The organism is Stenotrophomonas sp. yr243, from assembly GCF_900184195.1.
Taxonomy (GTDB): Bacteria; Pseudomonadota; Gammaproteobacteria; order Xanthomonadales; family Xanthomonadaceae; genus Stenotrophomonas; species Stenotrophomonas lactitubi.
On sequence record NZ_FXWT01000001.1, the window covers coordinates 19,515 to 43,284 of the forward strand.

General features: G+C 65.0%; 23 protein-coding genes. 4 read left to right on the plus strand and 19 right to left on the minus strand.

Features of this window, described 5'->3' with window-relative positions:
• Positions 1–48: 48 nt before the first annotated feature.
• From QOL57_RS00045 to QOL57_RS00090, 10 genes are all read right to left on the minus strand, one after another.
• Entirely contained in the window at positions 49–675 is a 627-nt protein-coding gene (locus tag QOL57_RS00045; protein ID WP_089241137.1) for a TraX family protein, read from the minus strand.
• Positions 672–1,916, minus strand: a complete 1,245-nt coding sequence (locus tag QOL57_RS00050; protein ID WP_089241135.1) for a zonular occludens toxin domain-containing protein — start codon at positions 1,914–1,916, stop codon at positions 672–674. Before QOL57_RS00050 ends, QOL57_RS00045 begins: the two co-directional genes overlap by 4 nt.
• Position 1,917: 1 nt before the next feature.
• Positions 1,918–2,229 carry a DUF2523 family protein gene (locus QOL57_RS00055; RefSeq protein ID WP_089241133.1) on the minus strand — a complete coding sequence of 104 codons (312 nt, stop codon included), beginning with the start codon at positions 2,227–2,229 and terminating at the stop codon, positions 1,918–1,920.
• A 2-nt stretch (positions 2,230–2,231) separates the two neighbouring features.
• The gene (locus QOL57_RS00060) at positions 2,232–3,617 is read right to left on the minus strand and encodes a virulence factor TspB C-terminal domain-related protein (protein WP_089241131.1); all 1,386 of its coding nucleotides are present in this window, start codon (positions 3,615–3,617) and stop codon (positions 2,232–2,234) included.
• Between the two features lie 98 nt (positions 3,618–3,715).
• A complete protein-coding gene (locus tag QOL57_RS00065) occupies positions 3,716–3,946 on the minus strand; it encodes a major capsid protein (protein WP_089241129.1) in 231 nt (76 codons plus the stop codon).
• A gap of 8 nt (positions 3,947–3,954) precedes the next feature.
• Positions 3,955–4,158, minus strand: coding sequence for a hypothetical protein (locus tag QOL57_RS00070; protein ID WP_089241127.1), 204 nt, complete (start codon positions 4,156–4,158; stop codon positions 3,955–3,957).
• Positions 4,159–4,161: 3 nt separating this feature from the next.
• Positions 4,162–4,440 carry a single-stranded DNA-binding protein gene (locus tag QOL57_RS00075; RefSeq protein WP_089241125.1) on the minus strand — a complete coding sequence of 93 codons (279 nt, stop codon included), beginning with the start codon at positions 4,438–4,440 and terminating at the stop codon, positions 4,162–4,164.
• Positions 4,422–5,477, minus strand: a complete 1,056-nt coding sequence (locus tag QOL57_RS00080; RefSeq protein WP_089241314.1) for a replication initiation factor domain-containing protein — start codon at positions 5,475–5,477, stop codon at positions 4,422–4,424. Before QOL57_RS00080 ends, QOL57_RS00075 begins: the two co-directional genes overlap by 19 nt.
• Positions 5,467–5,673 carry a hypothetical protein gene (locus QOL57_RS00085; protein WP_089241123.1) on the minus strand — a complete coding sequence of 69 codons (207 nt, stop codon included), beginning with the start codon at positions 5,671–5,673 and terminating at the stop codon, positions 5,467–5,469. The genes QOL57_RS00080 and QOL57_RS00085 overlap by 11 nt, the downstream gene beginning before the upstream one ends.
• Positions 5,663–5,947: a hypothetical protein gene (locus tag QOL57_RS00090; protein WP_089241121.1), complete on the minus strand. Its 285-nt coding sequence runs from the start codon at positions 5,945–5,947 to the stop codon at positions 5,663–5,665. The genes QOL57_RS00085 and QOL57_RS00090 overlap by 11 nt, the downstream gene beginning before the upstream one ends.
• 132 nt (positions 5,948–6,079) lie before the next feature.
• Between QOL57_RS00090 and QOL57_RS00095 the strand changes: the two genes are divergently transcribed.
• From QOL57_RS00095 to QOL57_RS00110, 4 genes are all read left to right on the plus strand, one after another.
• Positions 6,080–6,466, plus strand: a complete 387-nt coding sequence (locus tag QOL57_RS00095; RefSeq protein ID WP_089241119.1) for a DUF3693 domain-containing protein — start codon at positions 6,080–6,082, stop codon at positions 6,464–6,466.
• 507 nt (positions 6,467–6,973) lie between these two features.
• Entirely contained in the window at positions 6,974–10,348 is a 3,375-nt protein-coding gene (locus QOL57_RS00100) for an autotransporter serine protease (RefSeq protein WP_089241312.1), read from the plus strand.
• A 295-nt stretch (positions 10,349–10,643) separates the two neighbouring features.
• The gene (locus QOL57_RS00105; RefSeq protein WP_089241117.1) at positions 10,644–11,270 is read left to right on the plus strand and encodes a response regulator transcription factor; all 627 of its coding nucleotides are present in this window, start codon (positions 10,644–10,646) and stop codon (positions 11,268–11,270) included.
• Positions 11,267–13,594 carry an ATP-binding protein gene (locus QOL57_RS00110; protein ID WP_244900815.1) on the plus strand — a complete coding sequence of 776 codons (2,328 nt, stop codon included), beginning with the start codon at positions 11,267–11,269 and terminating at the stop codon, positions 13,592–13,594. Before QOL57_RS00105 ends, QOL57_RS00110 begins: the two co-directional genes overlap by 4 nt.
• A 1-nt stretch (position 13,595) precedes the next feature.
• Here QOL57_RS00110 and QOL57_RS00115 read toward each other — a convergent pair whose 3' ends face one another.
• From QOL57_RS00115 to QOL57_RS00155, 9 genes are all read right to left on the minus strand, one after another.
• Positions 13,596–14,351 carry a SapC family protein gene (locus QOL57_RS00115; protein ID WP_089241308.1) on the minus strand — a complete coding sequence of 252 codons (756 nt, stop codon included), beginning with the start codon at positions 14,349–14,351 and terminating at the stop codon, positions 13,596–13,598.
• 111 nt (positions 14,352–14,462) lie between these two features.
• A complete protein-coding gene (locus QOL57_RS00120; protein WP_025877210.1) occupies positions 14,463–14,735 on the minus strand; it encodes a hypothetical protein in 273 nt (90 codons plus the stop codon).
• Positions 14,736–15,020: 285 nt separating this feature from the next.
• Positions 15,021–17,063 carry an elongation factor G gene (fusA, locus tag QOL57_RS00125; protein ID WP_089241115.1) on the minus strand — a complete coding sequence of 681 codons (2,043 nt, stop codon included), beginning with the start codon at positions 17,061–17,063 and terminating at the stop codon, positions 15,021–15,023.
• 403 nt (positions 17,064–17,466) lie between these two features.
• Positions 17,467–18,216, minus strand: coding sequence for a hypothetical protein (locus QOL57_RS00130; RefSeq protein ID WP_089241113.1), 750 nt, complete (start codon positions 18,214–18,216; stop codon positions 17,467–17,469).
• Positions 18,217–18,284: 68 nt separating this feature from the next.
• Positions 18,285–19,046 (minus strand): heme ABC transporter ATP-binding protein, encoded by a 762-nt coding sequence (locus QOL57_RS00135; RefSeq protein ID WP_089241111.1) that lies wholly within the window; start codon positions 19,044–19,046, stop codon positions 18,285–18,287.
• On the minus strand, positions 19,043–20,086 hold the full coding sequence (locus QOL57_RS00140; RefSeq protein WP_089241109.1) for an iron ABC transporter permease: 1,044 nt from the start codon (positions 20,084–20,086) through the stop codon (positions 19,043–19,045). Before QOL57_RS00140 ends, QOL57_RS00135 begins: the two co-directional genes overlap by 4 nt.
• On the minus strand, positions 20,083–21,129 hold the full coding sequence (locus QOL57_RS00145; RefSeq protein WP_089241107.1) for an ABC transporter substrate-binding protein: 1,047 nt from the start codon (positions 21,127–21,129) through the stop codon (positions 20,083–20,085). Before QOL57_RS00145 ends, QOL57_RS00140 begins: the two co-directional genes overlap by 4 nt.
• A 50-nt stretch (positions 21,130–21,179) precedes the next feature.
• Complete coding sequence (locus tag QOL57_RS00150; protein WP_089241106.1) at positions 21,180–22,568, minus strand: ATP-binding protein; 1,389 nt, start codon at positions 22,566–22,568, stop codon at positions 21,180–21,182.
• 121 nt (positions 22,569–22,689) lie between these two features.
• On the minus strand, positions 22,690–23,718 hold the full coding sequence (locus QOL57_RS00155) for an alpha/beta hydrolase-fold protein (RefSeq protein WP_089241104.1): 1,029 nt from the start codon (positions 23,716–23,718) through the stop codon (positions 22,690–22,692).
• Positions 23,719–23,770: the final 52 nt, after the last annotated feature.

Genomic DNA, 23,770 nt, shown 5'->3' on the forward strand with positions numbered 1-23,770 from the left:
CCGTCTACGCCTTACGGCTTCGCTCGCGCGCGAAGTATCGGTGCAGGCTCATGGCCGCAGCATAGGTGCCAGCAGCACTATGCAGGCAAGGTGGGCTACGTAGTACACATAGAAGGCACAACGGCCGCGCGGAACCGGCCACGCTGCATGGGACAGCCCCACGGCCACCGGAATGGCAGCCAGCGCCCACAGGTTGGCATTGAAGGCACACAGCGGCGCGAATGCCACCAAAACCAGCAGAGGCCGTTCTGTGCGGAATCCGACCCACGCCAGCAGCACGAACCCCACACCGGCCCACTGGTAGTCCACGAACAGCGGAAGCACCGCCGCGGCGAATGCCAGGACGATCCATTTCCGGTGGCCGACCGCGTAGACCGCAGCAGCGCACAAGGCAAACGTGAGCAGGATATTTAGAGGCAACCAGTAGCCGAACACCAGCGCGTGCACCGGCTGCGCGATGACACCCCACAACGCGAGCCTGCGAACGGACTTGCCCACATCAGCGCCGGGCTGGGCGAGGTTATATGCCATCACCAGTGCGAACAGCGGAAAGGCAACCCGCCCCGCTTCACTGAGTCCAGGCACGTATCCACCATAGATCACCTTGGCGACGTGATCCCCGGTCATGAGGATGACGGCCAGCCACTTCAACAACTCGCGCCCGCTGCAGGTCATAGCTTGTTCGGCCCCGGCTGAGTGGTCAGGTAGCTATCTGATCGATAGGACGCAGATTCCGGGAACGAGCCCATAGAACGCTCAACGTGTTGCACGGTGCTGCCCGTCCACCCCGACGCCGATCCCGGCCGGGCTCGCTCGGACGCATCAAGCCGCTGCTCCCGGCGTTCCTCAGAACGCTCCCGGTAAGGGTTGTAGACGGGTCCATTGCGCGCCAGCGTGCGGCACTCAGGCTGGCTCAACTCGTAAGCGGTGCCCTGCTCTGTCAGGCAACGGCAACTGGCCTCCTGATGCACGCCCTGTGCATCAACCCCCTCCAGTGACGACATGCACACCAGCTGCGGATCGGACCGCGCCTGACGCTCATCAAAAACGGGTGCCGTCCACGGCATGGTGCCGATGCGCGGCAAATGGTCTTTGGCATACGCGGCGGCTGTGGGCCAGCGCGGTGCATCCTCCTTCGCGCCCTGGGCGCGGAACGGCGAAGGGGCCGCATCGGCTGACGCCGATCGCGTCCCCTCTTTCCCCTCTCCACCAGCAAGGTCCGATGAGCGAAGCGACGTGTATGCCCAGTAGGCGCACACAAGGGCAACGACAATCAGCACCGGCAGCAGCATCACCTTGAATGGAATGCGAGCCTTGATCGTGTGAACCTCGGCGGACTTGTATTGTCCGAAAACCTGCGAAGGGAGAAGGCGCGTCGTACGCTGCGCCATATCGCGCTTTGCGAGAGATTTGATTTCCTCGTTCAACTCACCCCAGCGGTACACATCGAGCATCTTGGTGCCGAAGCGGCGCACCACATGCGCGTGCGATCCGATCAAGCCACGTACGAACGGATACAGCTGGTTCGGCTGCTGTGTAGTCCACACGAAGTCCAGGCCACGATGCCGATGTTCAGCCAGTTCGAGAACGTGGCGCGGCGTCTGCTGACGTGAAGCGTCATGAAGGTGCCCGAACCACTTCCACGATTCATCAACGAAGATTAGCGAGCCGTTCGGGATCACATGTGCGTCGCAGGCCGATTCCGACTCCGTGTCATTGCACGTGCAGGTTTCGCCGGGCCTGACCGCATTCCACTCACGTGGATCCTTCAAGACAGTTGCAAGGCCCGGATCTAACCCGTCGATCCCTGCTGCAAAGATCGGACGGGCCGCTGATTTCGCCTCTGCAACGAGCCGCTCCATCATCAATGCCGTTTTGCCGTTGCCGGGCTGACCGGTGAACAGTTCGATAGGCATATCAGGTTCGCTTCGTCAGGAACGTTTTTGCAGCGCCCACAGCGAACTTGGCAGTGGCAGCGGACGCGAGCATGGTGCAAGCAACGTCGAACTTCATCAGGCCTGCGTAGGCAATAACCAAGGCGCCAAACTCGCCGCCCGGCGCGCCAGCGCGCATTGCCTGTTCCATTTGGTCGATCCACGGCTGAACAAGGAACTCATTGGTTGCCCAGGACAACCCCAGCCATACCATCGCCTCAGCGACCCATGGACCCCACTTGGAGCGGAACAGCGCAGCGAGCGCGGTAAGCAACGTACTGATGAGCATTGGCATGATCAAGCGTCCCTAGTTGCGATGATGCGCAGCGAGAACAGCGCAGCAAGACCCATGACGAAGTATCCGCCGAGAATCAGCCAATTGCAGACCGGCGCAGTGTTGATCTGAATTGAGTTCCCGAACACCTCAATGCTTGGCGGTTGAGGGCACGTACGGCCCCAGCCATAACCGCTGGTGTTTGGCTTTACCGGCGTACCACTGCTGCGTGACCATACGTCGGAACTGGGTCGATCCGGCGCGGTTGTAACAGCTCCTCCGCTCCCGGTGAGTGCGTCACGAATCGCCTTTACGTCCGCGCTTCCACCGCCATTGCCGGCACCCTGCGCCATCTTTTCCAGAGCGCAGGCTGAGCGCCACTGCATCAGGAGTCCGGCGTACTCCATCGCATCGCACTTCTCGCCCGTGCAGACCGGCATAGCGCTGCAGAGACCACCCGAGATGTTGCGATTCTTTCGCGTGTTGCAGTCAATGCGCCACTGGATGCGCGCCTGACCGCACATGATGGGAGACCCGCTGCACGATGGTGGAGCGCTGCAGTCGTCACCGCCAGAGAAGGATTCGTTCTCGCCGGGGTCATCCGGTTGACCGTCGCCGTCTCCATCCTTCTTGCACGTACCGTCTGGCCCGCGAACCTCACCAGCGGCACACTGACCGTCCCCAGGCAAACACTTGCCGTCCGGCGAACGGACCTGCCCTGCCGGGCACTCGTTGTCCTTCTTTTTGCACGTGCCATCGGCTTGCTGAGCCATGCCATCTGGGCAGGGCTCGGGAGCACACTTCCCGAGAGAATTGGGCTTCTGCCCCCCGCCGCAGTCCGCCTCTTTCGGCTCGCAGACGCCTACTTGCCGATTGTAGAAATAGCCATTACCACCACCAACGGCCGCGTTGCATTTGTCGTCGTTGTCGTAATCCTCGCCGGTACACGGCTTGTCTGCATTCTTCGCAGATCCGTTGACCGACCCATCAGCATTCCGTCGCCAGGCGACCGTGCAGCCAAGATCACAAGAAATTGAACCGCTCAGTGGCGTGTATTGACTGTTGGGATAGGGGCCGTTGTAGTCGGCGCGGCTTTTGCACGTCAAGTCACAGTCATAGGACCATGTGCCGATGTGCCCGGGCCCATTTGTCGCAGGCAATCCGACGAGGCAAACTCCGTCAGGCATCCTCCCAAGATCATCACATCGGCGCGCGGAGTTCAGCGCCTTCCACTGAACACTATTGCGACAGCTCTGCATCGCCTGACCAACATCCGTCGCGGCATGCGCCGAGTTAGGGCATAGCAGCAAAAACAGCGCCAGCACTATGGCCGCAGCACGCAGAGCAACCACAGCATGCGACGGCATCAGCTGAAGTCCACAAAGATGATCGCGCAGGCAACCAGCCATGCGCCAAGCCAGATCCACCCTTCCATCCCAAGCCCCCTACCCTGTCCAGGGCGTTGAAAGACCGGGGGGAGGGAGTCGGCCCTGCCCCCCGGTTGCCATTACATCGCGCGGCGCACCCACTTGTAGACCTTGATGCCCACCAGCACGCTCAGCACTGCAATGCCGATCTGACCGATGGGGCCCAAGGCACCGTTGATGGCGGTAACGACCGCGCCCACATCAACAGCGGTACCGCCCGACGCGAACGCCGGAGCCGACGCAAGCGCTGCAGTACCCACGGCCGCCAGCGCGGTGCCCTTGCCCTTCAGGGCGTTAAACATCTTCTTCATGCGTCCTCCTAGGACTGTTCGATTTTCTTGCGAATGAGCCGGAACACGTACGCGACAGCCCAAAGGAGCGCGATCTTTACGCCAATGGCCTGTGCATCCTCAATCGGCAGTTCCGGCAGCAGTGCCGGCTGAGGAATCCAGATCACAGCCGTGCAGGTCCCCGTGGCCGTGTCCAGGTCGGCTTCGCGGCAAGCGGGGATCAGCACGGCCATGGCTTACGGCTTCGCCGGGGCTGCTGCGGCCTTGGCCTGCAGCGGGACCAGATCCACGTAACGCTTCAGCACCAAATCGCCGTACTCGCTAAGAGCAAACGACTGCGGATCAATGTCGTACTCACCCGGCTGGTAGGCGGGGCGCTGACCAAGGCCGACGCGGAACGGCAGTTCGAAGCCGTTGCCGAGGTCGAGACCCACGGTCTGCGAACGATTGATGGCGTTGGTCTTTGTGTTGTGCCGTTCTTCGACGGCACCGGACTTTACGCGGCAGATGGGCATAGTTCTTCCCTCACGAAACGATGGAGTGCGTCACCCTTGGCAATACCGCGAAAACGTCCGGGGTGACCGTCACGGACGATGCGGGCCTCGCAGAAGTCGGACCAAGAAGCTCCGAACGCTCCGCGCAGAACACTGAGGGCCGGGCCTACCTGACGCTCCATCCAGAGCACCATTGCCTCGGCAGAAACTTCGACGTGCTTGCGGATCGTGCGCAATCGAGTGCACACGCCCTTGATGAGGTCCTGTAAGGCGCTGTACGAACCGCGCAGGTATGCGCCCGGGTTCAACAGCACATCCAACGGGATTTCCATGTGCTTGCCATAGAGGCGCACTTCGGCGCGCACCCAACGAGAAGACGGCAGGCCCTCGGCTTTGCCCTTCTCGTACACGCACAGTTCTTTGTGACCTTTGCCACCGACATACAGCGTGCAGCCGGTGTTATGGCCTTCATCGGAGATGAAACGATGGCGCGGCGGGCAACCGCCTTCGGTGAAACCGCCCTGTGCAGCGACTTCGCGCAGCGCATGCACGTCCAGGCGCTCGCCTTCGTAGTCGTCGTGCGCGCAATCCACACGGGTGATCTTGGCGTCGAGCATGGCGCACTGCTTGTAGACACGCGGCCAGTCACGAATCCACTTGCAGCCCATGCCGGTAAGGCTCAGGCACACGGTGTTCTTCTTACCGCCGATGCCGACACGGCCGACGACTTCGTTTTCCCGGTCGATAAGCACCGCTGACTGCTCGTAGAAGTTCCAGTTGCGATCACGGATCGCACCGGCAACCACTTCGCCCTGAAATCCGAACATGCGAAACAGCAACAGATCCAGCTTCTTGCAGTTCACTTCTTCAAGGGCGGAGAGCGGGACCACAATGGTCAGGTAGTCGATGATTGCGTCCTGCTGACCCTTTTGGCCCGTGTTACTCCCCGGGCCAATCTCCGCCGCCGCCCGCTGCCCCTTTTCACCGGGCGAAAGCGGGGAAAAGCCCCCTGCCCCGCCCTCAACGGCCATCCTGAAGCGAGCGCGATCAACGGCCATCTGCTGCACCCCGGTTGCGCTGCATGCGACGACGACGCAGCAGCGCCCTTACGTAATGGCGCAGGAGGTGCCAGAACACATCCCAATCGATCAGCGACAGCACGAAAAGGATGGTGAGAAAGAGCCACATGCCGGAGAAGACCCACATCAACTGGTCCCAGTCCGAAGCGCTAATGACGAAGCACTCAGCGGACATTGGCGGCCTCCTGTTGCTCGGCGTAGTTGGCGGCGGCCAGAAGATTGCCGCGCTTGGTGGCCGCGATTTCGGCCTGATAGAGCGCCTCGTGGCTCGGGGTCCAGCCGGTTGCGGCCAGCTCGGCACGAGCCTGGGCGACGAAGGCGGCTTCGCACGACTGCTGCGAGGCGGTGTGGTCACGCCGGTCGAGCAGCCACGAAACGATGCGAGCGCCACCGATGGACACGGCCACGATGGCTGCCAGCAGCACGAAGGCAATAAGCGGATCGATCATCCCTGTCCCCTACCCCAAGCCCCCAAGGGAACCCGCCAGCGGCCTTGGGGTGCCGGTGACGGGTGTGATGTATCTACATCACGTGGCGGATGTAAACTGATCCCATCACGTCGTGTCAATAGGATTCATCACATGAGCGCTCTTGCAGAACTTCTCGACGCAGTGCGGGAACGGTCGGGACTCCCGTCCGATATGGCTTTGGCGACGAAATTGGGAATTCAGCGGCAGACCCTTCACCAAGCGCGAAAGGGCGTGGCAGGTCTCTCAGATGAGCGAATTGCGCAGCTTTGCGAACTGGGCAAGCTCGACGGTGCTGTCTGGATGGCGAAGATTCACGCCGAACGCGCGACCTCCCCGGTCGAACGCAAGGTGTGGCGCTCAGTCCTGGACAGACTCAGCGCGGCGGCGGCAGTGTTGATGCTGGTAGTCGTCGCAGCACCAAGCGTCGCGCGCGCAAATCCCGTTCAAATTCAGAGCCTTAGCAACTCTGTCGACGGCAGTATGTATATTATGTTCTAAGCCGACTGGCCCACCTGTTCCCAGGCCGATCTCCCAGGCTGACGCCCCTGAGTTCGCCTACCTGGCGGGCCACCAATCCCAGGCCCGCCACGGTTAGCCTCGGCCAACGCTGCATCAGCACGCCCGCGCTGTTAAAGCCAGCGATCGTCTCCCGATAGATCTGCCGAGCTCGCACACGCTTTCTCACCCAGATATCGCGCCGAGCCGCAATCAGCCGCTCAGCCTCAATTGACGCCGGTCCGCCCATCAAATCTACGCGCCTGGGCTGTAACCGAACACCCAGATTCTGGCCACGGGTCCGGCGGATGCAACAGGCCAGTGGCACCAGCGGGCTTGCGTGCATCAGCAAGCCACTGGGGGTGAGGCGCACTTGCCGACGTTACCACTTGGAGCGGCCCACAAACCCCTGTCCAAGCGCCCCGCTTCCGCACGCTCTACAGCACCTGGCCCGTAAGCCCGGCGCAAGTTGCTCACCTCGTCCCGTCACCCAATCAAGGAAGCTGCATGATGACTCGACTGCTGCACGACCGTTCGCCGCCCTCCCCCTCGCCCAGCCCCCTGGCGATTGCCGTAATCAGTTCGCTGCTGCTGGCAACGGCGTTGCCGGCGATGGCCACTGAATCACTGGAGGCCTGGCAGCAGCAGCGCCAACTGCTGGAAGGATGGGCGCAGCCGACGATCAACACCGTTACCGTTTCATCCGTTGCCGGCCCTGCCTCGGCGACGCTTGCGCCTGCAGCGGTCGCCAGCACTGCCATTCTTGGCAATGCTGGTGATCCAGAAAGCTGGCGCACCGATGAGTTCAAAGCAGACTGGGGTTTGGCTGCCATGGGCGCCGAGTTCGCCTACGCTCGCGGCCTGACCGCCAAAGGCGTCCGGCTGGGTGTTTTCGACGATGGCGCCGCACTTGGACATCCCGAGTTCGCCGGCAAGAACCATCGGAGCATCCGCCTGGCGGGGGTTCTTGCCGATGGCAGTTTGTGCCCGGCAGAGGTGATCGAAGGCCCCAACAGTTGCTTCAGGACCGATGGCGATCAGGTCCAGCTCACCTATCAGACCCTTGAGCCGCGATACGCCGCTTTGCTCAACCGAAACAACTATTTTGAAGGGGTCACCTACGGGACACATGGCACCCATGTGTCTGGGACGATCGCTGCCAATCGGGATGGCACCGGCATGCACGGCGTAGCCTTCGGTGCCGACCTCAGTGTCGCCCGCCTGTTTTCCAACAGTGTGGCGCATCTCAGTGTTTCGCCACGAATGACGCTCGAGCGAAGTTCCAAATCCGTCAGCGCCCCTACAGCGGCCTTCAGCCAATTGTACGAACAGCTCGAACAACAGCAGATCCGGGCCATCAACCACAGTTGGGGGCTTGCTACCGAGCCGAGCACGGCCCAGCAGATGGACGTCTATCTGTCGCATGCGGTTTTCGCCGACCGGCTGGCCGTGATGGCCACCGCTTCGCGCGGGACCGGCCTCATTCAAGTATGGGCTGCAGGCAATACCGACGCGCCCAATCCATCTCCACAACAGGCGCCGATCGCGGGCATGTACGCCACGCTGCCACGCGCCCAGAAAGATGTTGAGCCGTATTGGCTGGCTGTCGTGAACGTCAATGAAGCCTTGGAGCTGAGCAATCGCTCCATGCGCTGCGGCCTGGCCGCAAACTGGTGCTTGGCGGCACCTGGCACGGCAATTCTTTCTACAACCTATGGCGCCAAAACCAAGCTGGACGCCACGCTTTCCAAGGACAGCGCTGGCAACGTCACAATTGACACGCGGAGCCTGCTGCCGGACTACGACTACGTCAAGAAGAGCGGAACCTCGATGGCCGCTCCACACATCACCGGCGCATTGGGCCTGTTGTTCGAGCGCTTCCCCTATCTGGACAATGCGCAGGTGCGTGACGTCCTGCTGACAACGGCGCGTGACCTCGGCGCGCCGGGAGTGGACGATGTCTACGGCTGGGGCATGGTCGATCTGCGCAAGGCCATCGAAGGCTATGGCTCGCTGCGCGTGGACACCGACGTGGCAATGAACCAGAAGGCCGGCGGCCTGAAAGTCTGGGAAGGTGACGCCTGGGACGACTGGACCAACGACATCGCAGGCCCCGGCAAGCTGACCAAGTCCGGCATCGGTTGGCTGCGCCTGAGCGGCGACAACAGTTTCAACGGTGTGGTGCTTCGCGAGGGCACGCTGGAGTTGAATGGCAGCAACGCCCTCACCTCGGCAGTCGAGGTGCAGAACGGCCACCTCCTGCTCAACGGCACTCTGGCTTCCACCGCACTGAACACCACCGGCGGCGTCAGCACGATCAGCGCCAGCGGCGTACTGAAGGACAGTAACCTGGTGGTCGACGGCGGCGTGGTCTCCTTCAACGGCACGCAGACCGGCGCCACCACCACGGTCGGCACCAACGGCCTGCTGAAGGGCATCGGCACGCTCGGCAGCACCAGCGTGGACGGCATCATCGCGCCAGGCAATTCCATCGGCACGCTGACCATCAACGGCAACTACGTGCAGGGTGCGACCGGCACCTATGCGGCCGAGCTGGCACCGGGCAGCCGCAGTGACCAGCTGCACGTCACCGGCACTGCGACGCTGGGCGGAACCCTGCTGGCACTACCCGAGCCGGGTGTGTATTACCTGGGCGAACAGTTCAACGTGCTGCGCGCCGATGGCGGCGTGAGCGGCCAGTTCGCGAAGACCGATTTCAGCGCGTTCTCACCCTTCCTGCAGTTCAGTGTGGCCTACGCCGCCAATACCACGCGCATCGGCGTGGCCCGCGGTGCCCTGCTGGCAACCGCGGCCAGCACTCCGAACCAGCGCGCCGTGGGCGCTGCGGCCGATACCCTCGCGATCAACCAGGGCCTTCCCAAGCCGTTGACCCAGTTGTTCCCTCAGCAGGTGGCTGCGGTACTGGATGGCCTGAGTGGCGAACTGCACGCTGCGACGCCGCTGGCGCTGGTCGAAAGCAGTCGCTATGTGCGTGATGCGGCATTGTCGCGCCGTGCCGGCGTAGCCGCACCAGGTGCCGGTGGCAGCGACGCAGCCGGCGTCTGGGTACAGGCGATCGGTGGCAACGGCAAACTGGATGGCAATGCCGAAACGGCACGCACCGAAGCCAACAGCAACGGCCTGCTGGTCGGCATCGACCGCGAGTTCGATCGATGGCAGGTCGGCCTGCTGGCCGGCACCGGCCGCACCGATGTGAAGCAGCAGGATGGCCGGCGTGCCAAGTCGAAGATCGACAACACCCACTTCGGCGCCTACGCCAGCCACAACTGGGGTGGCTTCGGCCTGCGCGGCGGCGTGGCCTGGAGCAAGCACGAAGTGGACAGTACCCGCGAGGTGGCATTCGCGGGCTTCAGTGACACCCTGAGCGCGCGCTATGACGGCCGTACGCGTCAAGCGTTCCTTGAAGCCGGTTATCGTTTCGGCGGGCCGGAGGGCGGGTTGGAGCCGTATCTGCAGGTTGCACGTGTGGAAGTGGACCTGAAGCGCGTCAACGAACGCGGAGGTGCAGCGGCGCTGCAAGGCGAGGTCGACGACACCGGCACCACCGTAGCCACCGCCGGCCTGCGTTTCGACAAGGGACTGAAGGCCTCGTTCCAGCAGGAAAGCTGGCTGCACCTACGCGGTGCGGTGGGCTATCGGCGGGCCACTGGCGACCGCAGCCAGGTGGCCAACCTCGCCTTCGTCAACGGTGGCGCCGCGTTTGCCGTCAGTGGCGCTCCCATTGCTGACAACGCGGTAGTGACCGAGCTGGGCGTGTCGGCATGGCTGAGCCCGCACCAGCAGTTGGAGCTGGGCTACAGCGGCCAGTTCGGCAGTGAAAGCCGCGACCATGGTGCGAACGCGCGGTGGTCGGTGCGGTTCTGATTGCAGTACGCCCATTGAGCGACATTGGGGCGGCCTTGCGGCCGCCCCTTTTTTCAGTCCACGTTAGTGGGTCCGCCGGGCGTGACGCGTCACATTAATTGGCACCACCACGCACAGGCAAAGACGCAACAGGCTGCGCTGCCGCACCCGCGTAGTGCCATTCCCGACACAAAGACCAGGCTTCTACCAACTCCGCTCTAGGAAAAGTCTCAAAAATCGAACGTTTTCGATGAACGACGCGACAGCGGCGCCAGAATAAGCGCCACGCCACTCGGCGCTGACAACACTCCTGCGCATGAACGGATTCCCTGCACCGCGCCGGCTTCGCCTGGCCCTGCTCGATGACCATGACGTCGTCCGCCGTGGCACGGCCTTTCATCTCGGCAACGACAGCCGCTTCGAGATCGTAGCCAGCCACAGTGACAGCCAGACCTTTGTGCTGGCCCTGCAGCAGTGCCACGCGGATGTGGCCGTCATCGACATCACCCTGGCGCCCCGTGATATCAGCGGCGCCGAGCTCGTCCAGCATCTGCGCCAGGCGCTACCGCGGGTGACGCTGCTTGGCTTCGCCGGGCAGAATTCGGCGGCGATCATCAACCATTTGCTGGATGCAGGAATCAGCGGCTTTGTCGGCAAATCCGAACCATTGGCCGAACTTTCCGACGCGGTCGTGCGTGTCTCCCAAGGACTTTGCCGGATACCGCCTTCGTGCAAGCTGCTGACGCCCTGCGACGCCCTGAGCAGGAATGAGCGCGAGGTCATTCGTTTGGTCCTGGATGGGCTGACCGTTTCGGAGATTGCCTTGCACCGGCACCGAAGCATCAAGACCGTCAGCACGCAGAAGGTCGCGGCCCTGCGCAAGCTGGGGTTGCGCAATGATGCGGAGATCTTCGCGATGCGGCAGCAGCTGGAGGCCCTGTGACCGCGCTGCTGAAGCGCGCACGCAAATCCCTGCTGCTGGCGCTGCTCACACTGCTTCCCTGCACGTCCGCGGGCGATATCCAGCACGGAGAATGGGCCGCTGGGCGCGAGGTCCGGGTGGCTGCGGGGCCCACGCTGCACCCTGCGCCCGAAGATGCTGCAGATCCCGAGGTGCTGCAGACGCTGGCGCATGGCTATGCTTCGCTCGTTGCCCGCCATTCCGGCCTGGCCTTCGTTGAACTCGCCTTCCCCAGCACCTTGGCAGCGATGAGTGCCGTCTGCGAGGGACGGGCTGATCTTGTACTGGTGCAGGGTGCTGGCGATGGGGCGCGCCTGCCCTGCCCCAGCCTGACGCCCTCGCGCAGCTTTCATGGCGGTGCAAGCGTGCTGGCCGGCCGCATCGGCGAGCGCTTGCCGCGGCGGGTTGCCGATGTCGGCACGCTGCGGATCGCTGCCGTTGAAGGAGGCCCCTATCCGGCGTGGCTCGCCGAGCACTACCCGGCAGTGCCCGTCCTGCCCCAGCCCAGCATGCGGGCGGCCTTGGCTGCGGTGGATGCTGGCATTGCCGACGCAGCGATCGGCCTGGAATCCACCGCGCGTCCGATGACGCGGCGCCACTTTTCCCACAGCCTGCGCTTGCAGGTGCTTGACGCCGGTTTTCCGACCCAACTGCATCTGCTTGCCAGGCGCGAAGACCAGAGGCTGCTTGAGCGCATCGAGGCGGCGCTGGATGACATCACCGTCGAAGAACATGCCCGGCTGCTGCAGCGTTGGGCCCAGCAGGCGCTGCCAGCCGCCTTCGGGCAGACGCTGCGGCGTCAGTTCGGTGCCACCACACTTTGGCTTTTGCCTGCGCTCGTTGTTCTGCTGGCGCTTCCATTGCTGGCCACGCGCAGACTGCGTCTGCAGCAGGGCCTTGATCAGAAGCAGATCCAGATGGCCGGCATGATCAGCCATGAGGTGCGCAATTCGGCCCAGGCGATCATGGCGTCAATCGACCTGCTGGGCCAGGCGCCATTGCCAGCTGGCCAGCGCGAGCTGGTGGCCGCCGCTGCAAATGCGGGCCACGCGCTGCGCGGACTGCTCAATCGCACACTGGATTTCTCCCGCCTGGCCAGCGGCACTTTCCGACCGAAGCTGTTGCCCTGCGACGCTCATGCGGTATGCACGCAGGCGCTGCAGGCCATTGCACCCGAGGCGCAGAAGAAGGCGCTGTGCCTGCAACTTTCCGCGCCGCAGGCGCCATTTCCCCTGCTGGCAACGGACCCGGACTGCCTGCGGCAACTGCTCGACAACCTGCTCGGCAATGCCGTCAAGTTCACCGACGTAGGCGGCATTGAACTGCGCCTGCAGCTGGATACGCCAGCGAAGCCCGCATCACTGCTGATAGAAGTCATCGATAGCGGCATCGGCATCGCGCCAGCGCAGATGAAAGGGCTGTTCGTCCCCTTCCAGCAGGCCGACGCCGGCAGGCAGCGCGGAGGCAGCGGGCTGGGCCTGTCGATCTGTCGCACGCTGGCCGAAGCGATGGGTGGCACTCTGGATGTTCATAGCGTGCATGGACGCGGCAGCCGCTTCATTCTGCATCTGCCCGTGCAGCCGGTGCAGGAAGATGCGCAGGCCGCTTCAACAGCGGCCGCCTTGCCCCGGCTGGACGGCATGCGCATCCTGCTGGTCGAGGACCACGCGCTGAACCGACAGGTCATTGCAGCCCAGCTGCGGTGCTGGGGCGCGACGGTACAGGAGGCTGCCAACGCCGACGATGCATTGGCGCTGCAGAAGGAGGCGCCCTGCCCGCTGGTGATGCTGGATATCGGCCTGCCGGGAATGGATGGATACGCGCTGGCCCGGCAATTGCGGTTGCACGAGGAAGAAGGAGCACCTCGTGCCCGGCTGCTTGCGCTCTCCGCCTTCACCGGTGGTGACCACGCACTACGCTGCCAGGCGGCGGGCATCGACGCGGTGCTGGTCAAGCCGCTGCAGATCGATGCGCTGCTACGGGCTCTCGATCAGCCTGTGACCGCCAGTACCAGCGAGGGCATTGCCCACGAACTGGTGGCCGCCTACGAAGAAGATATCGATCACGAACTGCAATGCCTGCATGAGGCGATTGCTCGTCGTGATGACGCGCAATTGCGCCATCACGCGCATCGGCTGCAGGGGGCGCTGCAGATGCTTGGTACGGACGGCATGGAGGCGCTTGCCGGTGATCTCTGGGAGCTGGGCGACCACACGCCACCCGAATGGGATGATGCGCGCCAGGTGCTGGTCGAGATGCAAGGCTGGCGCGGCTCCCGGGGTGCAGGAACCGCGCCGGCGGCCTGAATCAGGCGGCGTTGCGACCCGCCTGGCGGCGGGTCAGGTCGTTGAAGCGACCCAGCGACATCAGGTGCTGGTGGATCAGCGCCAGCCAGCCGTTGCGGTGCCATTCGACGACGGTCGCGTCCGGCAGTGCAATGAACTTCTCCACGTCAACCACGAAGAAGCCGTTGAGGTTGAACTCACGACCATCGGGCAGGCGCACGGTTGCATTGCGCTCGACCAGCAGGCCGTTGTCGACCAGCGCCTTGGAGAACGCCTGGGTCTGTTCGTGCTCGCGGGTGAACTGGCCGCAGAACTCGAGCGCCTGCTGCACCATGTCGGTGGCCTTGCCATCGACGAACAGCGGCTGGCCTTCTTCGCCACCACGGACGATGCGCGGGCTGTCTTCGTCGATGCCGAGCAGGAAGTCATTGTCTGCGCCGGTGTCGATGAAGATGAAGGGATGGCGGCGCAGGTAGGCCGGAATGTAGGTCTCGTCGTCCCACAGGCCATCGGTGATGAACAGGTTGTCGGTGGTCACACCCACCGCCGCCATCGGCACCGCGCTCGGGCCTGCGAACAGGATCGGGAAGTGGTGCAGCGCCAGCGAGAATTCGCCCAGCACCAGCGGGATCGAGTTGCTGCTGGCAGCGAATTCGAGCTTGCCCGGCAGGATGCGCAGATCGGCGTGCAGGTCTGCCTGCAGCGGCACCGGACGGGTGTAGAACAAGGGCGCGCTGCTCGGCGCAGCTTCGGTGGTGGTGTCGCTGGTGGTGGTCATCGTAGAAACCATGTCGATCATGCGCGCCTGCCATCCCGGGCGCGCCAGCGGGAACAACCTGAATCCCGCATTATCAACAAGGCAGGTGACAACGGCCACCCCGCAGCCGACTTATTTCAGCTGCAACGGGTAACGCTGCCACAGAACGTGGACCAGAAAACCGGCCAATTCGGTGTCGCGTGCACTGACCGCCGCGCGGATCTTGTCCAGCAGGACCATATCGCTGCAGTGCCGCACGTCGGCGTGGTTGGCCTGCCCTGCGCGCCGCGCCCGATAGCGTGCGGCCCGCTGTGCGTCGCTCATTGCGTACCCGAACTTGGGCGGCCGACCGCGTTTGCGCGGCAGGGTCAGCTCCAGGGTTCCGGGATCATTGTCATCACGCATGGGCAGGGTGCGGGCGGCGGCAAGCAACGGGGGGTGCGCAATTTATCGTGAGGCATCACTTTAATCCAGCTTTTTCTGCAGTTTTGTTGCAATGCAGTGCAAGTGCGTGGCGCACGGATGGCACCCATCCACGCACGGCGTGGATCTACTTCCCTGGATGGATCCACGCGATGCGTGGATGCGGCCCCGCCAATGCAAGATTGGTAGATCCACGCCATGCGTGGATACGGACCCCGTCAGCACACAAAAAAGGGGAGCCCGCGAACGGGCTCCCCTGCTCCTTCCTTACGACGCACGCACCGGCTCGTAGCCGTGCAGATGCGATTCGCTGCTGGCCCGCCCCTGGCTCAGCGAACGCAGCGAGGTGGTGTAACCGACCAGCTGCGCCAGCGGCGCGAAACCGCTGACTTCGGCGCGACCGTCCTGGTCGTCGATGCGGGCGACGCGGCCATGGCGACGATTCAGATCTCCCACCACGTCCCCCACCGAGGCGGACGGCGAATGCACCGTGACAGCCATCACCGGTTCCAGCAACTGCGTGCCGCTGGCCGCCAGCGCAGCCTTGATGCCCTCGCTGCCCGCCCGATGGAACGCCATCTCCGACGAATCCTTGGCGTGGGTCTGGCCATCCACCAGGCTGACCTCGATGCCGACCACCGGATGGCCTTGGGGGCCTTCCGACAGCGCGGCACGAACGCCCTTCTCCACCGCAGCAATGAAGTTGCGCGGAACCACGCCACCAACGATGCGGTCATTGAACACGACCTCACCGTCGTCGCGCGGCACCACATCGAGCACCACGTGCGCGAACTGGCCCTGGCCACCGGTCTGCTTGACCAACCGGCCCACAACACCTTCAACGGCACGCTGCGGCGTCTCCTGGTAAGCCACGCGCGGCGCGCCAATGCCGATGTCCAGCTTCCACTCGCTGCGCAGGCGCTCGACCATCACTTCCAGGTGCAGCTCGCCCATGCCCCAGGCCAGGGTTTCACCGGTGTCGCGATCGGTTTCCACCCGGAACGAGGGATCTTCCTGAGCCAGGCTGGCCAGGCCCTGCGCCAATCGGATCAGGTCAGCCGCACGCGCCGGCTCCAGCCGCCACGCCAGCACCGGCGCCTGCGCCTGGATGTTCTCCAGAAGCAACGGCTGCCCTCGCCCGCTCAGCGTTTCACCGCTGACCGCATCCTTCCAGCCCAGCACCGCCACGATGTCGCCGGCCACGGCCTGTGCGATGTCCTGGGTCTGGTCGGCCTGCACGCGCACCAGCCGGCTGATGCGACGCCCTTGCGCGTGCTGCGAGCTGGCCACGTTGTCGCCCACCTTCAAGGTGCCCGAGTACAGCCGCACGAAGCTCAATGCGCCGTGCTGCTGGTGGGTGATCTTGAACAGCAGGCCCGCCAGCGGGCCGTCCGGGTCCGGCGGCAGCACGACGTCGCCACCCTCGCTTTCAGCGGTAACGGCAGGACGATCCAGCGGCGACGGCAGGTAATCGACCACTGCATCCAGCAGCGTTTCGATGCCCTTGTCCTTGAACGCGGCACCGGCCAGCACCGGCACGCCGGCACCAGACAGGGTCGCGCGACGGATCGCTGCACGCAGCATCGCCGCGTCGATGTCACGGCCTTCCAGCCACGCCGTTGCCAGCACGTCATCGTGGTCGGCCACGGCTTCGACCAGCGCATTGCGCTGCGGCCGCCATTGCGCGCGCTCGGCATCGCTCCAGGCCGTCACCGTCGCCGCGCCTCCGTCCTGCCAATGCAGCACGCGGCCATCGACCAGGTCGACCCAGCCATGGAAGTCACCTTCGCTGCCCAGCGGCATACCCAGCGCCCACGGTCGCGCCCGCAGCTTGTCCTGCAGCTGCTCCAGCACGCGCTCGAACGAGGCGCCGATGCGGTCCATCTTGTTGACGAACGCAATCAACGGCACGCCATGCCGGCGCGCCTGGCGCCACACGGTCTCCGATTGCGGCTGCACGCCGTCCACGGCCGAGAACACGGCCACGGCACCGTCGAGCACGCGCAGCGAACGCTCGACTTCGATGGCGAAGTCGATGTGGCCGGGGGTGTCGATCAGGGTCAGCTGATGCAGCGGCAGATCGCGCGGCGCCCATTGCGCGTGCACGGCAGCAGCGCCGATGGTGATGCCACGTTCGCGCTCGATCGCCGAGAAGTCGGTGGTCGCGTTGCCGTCGTGCACTTCGCCGACGCGGTGGATCTCGCCGGTCTTCCACAGAAGGCGTTCGGTAAGCGTGGTTTTGCCAGCGTCGATGTGGGCAATGATGCCGAGGTTGCGAAGACGCGACAGAGTTTGGGTGTTGGTGTTCATGAGATGGATTCCTGCTGGGCCAACTTCGGGGGCCGCACACCCCCGTTGGCTACAGGGTGTGCGGCTAGCGTTCGGTCTCGGTGATCTGGTGCATGGCACGTTCTCCTTGCGGTGCAGCGGGTTGATGGATGGAAAGCGGAAACGAAAAGAGCGCCCCGGAGGGCGCTCTGTGGATGGTCCAGCGAAGGCCGCGATCAGCGGCCTCGTGGGGCTCCAGGCAGACACGCCCGTTCCGCGCTTGCGCGGGTCAGGGTGAAAAACTTCAGGAGCGGCATCCGGTTCATGCGGCGCATTTTAGACCTGTGAATCTGGCGCGCAAGTGAATATTGCGCACATGGATGGAACGATGAGCCCCAAAGTAGAGCCACCCCATGGGTGGCTGCAACCCAGGACGCCAGGCGGCTTACTTGCAGTCGTGCAGACGGCGGGCATCACCCACGGTCGCAGCATGCTGCTCGACGGTCGACACCCACCCCTTCAGGGACATTGCCGGGTCGGTGCGCAGCTTGCGCGGACCGCCATGGATCAGCACTTCGGTCCAGCTGCCGGTGGGCGCCAGTTCGGCCAGGCGCGCCGCCTGGTCTTCATCGGTACTGAAGGTGTCACCCGGCGCGGACGGCTTTGCGTTGTTGACCGTCGCCTGCTTGCGCACGCGCACACGCAGGACGTCGTCCGGCATGCGCTGGGTCGCCACCTCGTAGCGCTCCACGCCGTAGGCCCACGTGGATTCGCCGGGGCGACGCGTCTCGGTGCCGTCATCGGCAACCTCGATCGACTCGCCGGTGACCGCACCCAGTGCAGCGATGCCGCCGAAGCCAGCCATCATCGCCTCGTAGGCCACCATCTGCCGCTGTTCGACCGACAGCTTGCTGGCGTCGGGCTTCATCCCTGGAAGATTGAGGTAGGCCGCTTTCTTGCACAACAGCAGCACACGCTTGTCCTCCCAGGCCATGCCGATCTCACCATTGCCGAAGTACTCGGTGGTGAACGATGAAACCGCTGCACCCTCGCCGGTCGAATGCCGTGTCTCAATCAGCGACGCCTGCTCGGATGCAGTCATCAACGAAACCTTGGTGGTCGCAGCGGCGTTTGCAGCGCCGACAACGCCGATCAAGGCGACATACAGGGCGCAACGCGGGCGGGAGAGATTCATCAGGCCATTCCTTTGAAAAAATCGAGCCGCACATGATACGCGGCACAACCTCGCATGCCCGCTTCGCCTCAGGTAACCACCACCAACGGCACACCGCGGCGCGGATGCTGCAGCACCACCACGTCCTGCTGGTAGACGCGCCGCAGGTTGGCTTCAGTCAACACCTCCGAAGGCGTGCCGTCAGCGGCCACCCTGCCCTGCTCCAGCAGCACGATGCGATCGGAATATCCTGCCGCCAGATTGAGGTCATGCAGCACCACGATCACGCACGCGCCCGCTTCGGCGCAGGCACGCACGCTGCGCAGGGTGCGCTCCTGGTGGCGCAGATCCAGTGCAGCCGTGGGCTCATCCAGCAACAGCAACGGCGTGTCCTGCGCCAGCACGCGGGCGAAGGTGGTCCGCGCCGATTCACCGCCCGACAGCTGCTGCACTTCGCGCAGGCGCAGTACCTGCAGTTCGGCAGCATCGATTGCGCTTTCGACCTGCGCATCGTCCACCTGCGGATCCGGCGGATGCGGCAGGCGCCCCATCGCCACCACTTCCTCCACGCTGAAGGCGAAGCGCACGCCATGTTCCTGCGGCATCACCGCACGTTCGCGTGCCAGCGGCCCGGCCTTGTAGTCGCGCAGCGGGCGTCCGTGCAGATGCACGTCGCCACCGTCGGCGCGCAGATCGCCGGCCGCCACACCCAGCAGGGTGGACTTGCCGGCACCATTGGGGCCCACCAGCGCCGTCACCGTGCCCGGCTGGAATCCGAGGGTGATGCCATGCAGGATTTCGCGCTGCTGGCGGCGCACCACCACGTCGCGCAATTGCAGAAATGCGCTCATGCAGCCGCCTTGCGACGCTGCTGCAGCACCAGCCACAGGAAGAACGGCGCGCCCAGCGCGGCGGAGAACAGGCCCAGTGGAATCTCGGCGGGCGGGTCCAGGGTGCGTGCAGCGGTGTCGGCCACCACGATCAGCAGCGCACCCAGCAAGCCCGACAACGGCAGCAGCCAGCGATGGCCGGGGCCGACCAGCAACCGCGCCACATGCGGCACCACCAGGCCAACGAAGCTGATCGAACCGGCGAACGCCACCGCAGAACCCACCAACAGCGCACTGAACGCCACCAGCAGGCGTCGCGTACGCGCCACATCCAGCCCCAGGTGCTGCGCCTGGCGTTCGCCCAGTGCCAGCATGTCCAGCGGCGTGGCCAGGCGCTGCAGCGCGAATGCGCCGATGGCAAACAGCGGCAGCACCGCCACCACATCAGCCCAGTTGGCACGCGCCAACGAGCCCATCTGCCAGAACACCAGCGATTGCAGTTCGCTTTCGTTGGCGATGTAGGTCAGGAAGCCGATCAGGGCCGAGCAGAATGCGGCCATCGCAATGCCCACCAGCAACAGCGTGGCATTGCCGCTGCCCTTGCCCGGCCGTGCCAGCGCGTAGGTCAACCCGATCGCGGCGGCACCGCCGCCGAACGCCGCCACCGGCACCAGCCAGCCGGCTGCGCCTGCCGCACCGAGCACGATCGCCGCCACCGCGCCCAACGCAGCACCCTGGCTGACACCGACAATGCCCGGATCGGCCAGCGGATTGCCGAACAGTCCCTGCAGGCTGGCGCCGGCCATCGCCAGCGCCGCCCCCACCATGGCACCCAGCAGCGCACGCGGAATGCGCAGCTGCCACACCACGGCCAGGTCACGGCTGCTGACCGATTGCGGATCGAGCAGGCCCAGCTTCACCGCCAGCGCCTGCATCACTTCCAGTGGCGGCAGGCGCAGCGGCCCCACGGCAAACGACGCCAGCACCGCACCCAGCAGCGCGACCAGCGCAATCAACAACATCGTCCGCCCGCGACGGCGGCGCCGATCCGCAGGACTCATGCCTTCGGCAGCGCCGCCAGCGCCTGGGCCAGAGCCAACGCGCCCGCACCGGAACCGATGCTGGCGTACTTCAGCTGCGCATCCGGCATCACCCAGACCCGGTTGGCCTGTCCGGCCGGAGTCTGCTTCAGGGTCGGATAGGCCTTCCACAGGCCCTCGGCACCGCCAAACAACTGCAGGTCATGCTCGGTCACCAGAATTACCTCCGGTGCCGCCGCGACCACGCCTTCGTTGCTCAGCCGCGAATAGTTGGCCACGCCGGCCTCGGTGCCGATGTTGATGCCGCCGACCAGCGCGATCAGCTTGGCCGACGCGCTGTCGGCACCGGCCACGGTCGGTGCACCGCCTGCACCCGTCGCCGACACATGGATCACCCGCGGCGCATGCTCCAGCCCCTTGCCGATAACGGCAGCCTCATCCAGCTGACGCTGCACCTGGGTGGCCAAGGTCTGCCCTGCGTCGGCCACGCCGAGCACGGCGGCAATCTTGCGCACCTTGTCCGGTGCCGGCTGCAGGTCATCGATCACCACCGCGGGCTCGCCTACTTCACGTAGCTTCTTTGCCAGCTCGGTGTGGCGGCGCAGGCTGTTGCCGATGAACAGCGAGCCCTGCAGGCTCAGCACGCCTTCCACGCCGGTCGTGCGGTTGAACAGGAACTGATGCGGCGCAGCCAGGCCTGCCTCGGTGGTGGTGTTGGTCGGCGCGGCGAACACCTGCTTGCCCAGTCCCAGCGCTTCGATCACCGCGATGATGTCGTCGCCGCCGGCAATGATCCGGCTGGTGTCGTCCACCTCCACACCGGCACCATCGTCGGACTGGACCTTGGTCGGCAACACCGCCTGCTGCCCCGGCAGGGTCGGCACGTCATTGCCCGCCACCCGCTGCCAGCCTGCGGGAAGTGCCCCGGCCTCGGCGGTGGCGGCAGCCGGCGCAGCTGCGTCGGGGTTGCCCGAAGACGGCGGTGCCTTGTCGCCACAGGCGGCCAGCACCAGTGAAACGACAAGCGGGAGCGCGCACAGGCGCAGGCGGGAAGCGATGTTCATGCAGGTTCTCCTTGCTGGCAGGGCGGCGGGGTGCCGCCCTGCCCTGTGGCTTACGGCTGGCGCAGGCTGATGCGGGTGATGCGGGTGATGCGGTCACCCTTCGGATCTTCAGCGCCACGCGACTTGTTCACGGCGAAGACATTGCCCTTGCCATCGGCGCGGACGTGATTGGGGAAGGTACCGCCATCGAGATTGCCGACCACCTTGCCATCGCGATCAACGGCAGTGACCGTACCGGCCCCGCGATTGGTGACGTAAGCCAGGCCGCTCTTCGCATCGAAGGCCACGTTCAGTGCGCCGGCACCAACCGGCACGTCGTGCACGACCTTGCCGCTGGCCACGTCGACGATCAGCAGGTTGTCAGTACCCTGCGAGGCCACGTAAAGGCGGTTGCGCTGGGCATCGAAAGCCACGCCCGAGGCGCTGATCGAATTGCCCAGGTCGATCACCTTGTCGACCTTGCCGCTTGCCACATCGATCACTGCCGCTTCCGGCGTACCGATGCTGACCGTGAACAGCTTGCCGCTGGGCTCATCCAGCACCAGGCTCATCGGCACGAACTTCTCGTCGTCCACGCCCGAGGCCAGAGTGATCGGCTCCAGCGCCTTCAGCGTCTTCGCGTCGAACACCGACAGGTGATCTTCGCCGGTGGCCGAGGCGAACACCTTGCCGTGCGTGCTGTCGACCACGACGTCGCGTGCGTGCGGCACGGTACCGACCGGGAACTGGTGGACCAGCGACAGATCTGCCTGGCGATAGACGGCCACGGTGTCCTGGCGGGTGTTGCTGACCCAGACGTTGCCGTTGGCATCATCCACGCCCACGCCATACACCGCGAACACGGCACCGTTGGCGCTGCCCGGCACCTGCGCCGGGGTGATGGCCTTGGTCACTTTCAGCGACTTCGGGTCCAGCTTCAGCAGCTGTGACTGGGTGACCGGCGGGCGACCGACCGCCGAGGTCACGAACACCGCGTTGCTGGCAGCGCTGTAGGCCGACTGGTACAGGCCCGGCACCAGCTTGTTGGACTGGGTAGCGAACCGCGCCTGGCCCGACAGCGGCAACTGCGGCGACACGCGCAGCTTCAGCACGGTTGCGGCGGCGGGCTGGCTGGCGCGCACCACCACCGGGTGGGTGCCCGGCACCGCATCGGCCGGAATGGCCAGCTGGGTCTTGAAATTGCCATCGGCATCGACCACCACCGGCTGGCTGTTGAGCACGGTATCGCCACGCAGCAGGCTGACCTGCTGGCCCGGCACGAAGCCGCGGCCGGTGACATCGGCGGTGCTGCCGGGAACCACGTTGTCACCGCGTGAGGCAACCTGGCCCTTGAAGGTGGCGCTGGCCGGCTGGTCGAACACCGGCTGTGCGGTGGCGGTCACTGCCAGCAGCAGGCCGGCGGCCAGGGAAGTGAGGCGGAAAGACGGACGGAACGACATGAAAGGCTCCTTGCACACGTAGGCCGCGCCTCGTGGCGCGGGATTCATCGGTTGCCTTGGCCGCTGCACGTCGACAGTCCGCCTGGGTAGTGGGGTCGCACGGCCCTGCCGTGCGAGGGATTCATTCGGCGGCGTTGTCACCACCGGTTGGCTGGCCGTCACCGGCACTGCGATCGGTCACGCCATACAGTTCATGCAGGGCTGCGTGGAAGGACGCCGGCAGCATCGGGCCGTGGCCGAGGCCGGGGAACTCGCGGTACTGCACACTCAGCCCCGGCACCTTGCCCAGGCGTTCGGACAGCTGCATTGCCGCATCCGGGGTGGCGCCACCAATGCGGCGCAGATGCGCGACCACGCGTGGATTGCTCATATCGCGCTTGCCGCGGTCGCCGACGCGCTCGGCACCGCCGAGCATCAGCCACACCTTCGCGGGCTGACCGTGTGCGTTCTGCACGAACTGCTGCTCGACGTCACCCAGCGGCGCACCCTGGCTCCACCACAACGACGGGCTGGCGCTGAGGTAGTACTGGAAGGCGGCCGGACGGGTGTACAGGCTGCTGAGCACGAACAGACCCCCGAGCGAGTGGCCCCACAGCGCCTGTTGCTGGCGATCGATGTTGGCGCGGCGTTCGACTTCGGGCTTGATGCGGCGCTCGACCATGTCCAGGAACGCCGCTGCGCCGCCGCCAACGGCCTGGGTCTTGCCGCTTTCATCATCGGCACGGTCGATCCACGCGGTGTAGTCGCGGGTGCGCGACGCCGAGTCAATGCGCAGGTCGTTGTCGTAGCCGATCAGCACCAGCACCGGCGGCGCCTTGCGTGTGGCCAGTTCGGCCAGCAATGGCTGGTCCAGCACCATCGCCACGGCATTGCCATCCAGCGCGTACAGCACCGGCGATGGCGCCTTGGATGCCTTCGCCGGGATCGCGACGTTCACCCGCCAGCGGCGTTGCTGGTCGGGGCTGTCGATCACGAAACGCTCGAAACGATAGCTGGCCGCCGGTGCGTCGAGCACGGTCTGGCCCATCTTCTGCAGCGGATTGCGTTGCTGCGCGTATGCGTACGGGGTAGCCAGGAGCAGGCCCATCATCAAGGCGGACAGGCCGGATAGCAGCGGGCCACGGCGCGGAGGCAGGACGGAAGACTTCATCAGTGACGGCGAAAGCGGCACGCGGCCACCGGTTCACAAGGGACCGCAGTCT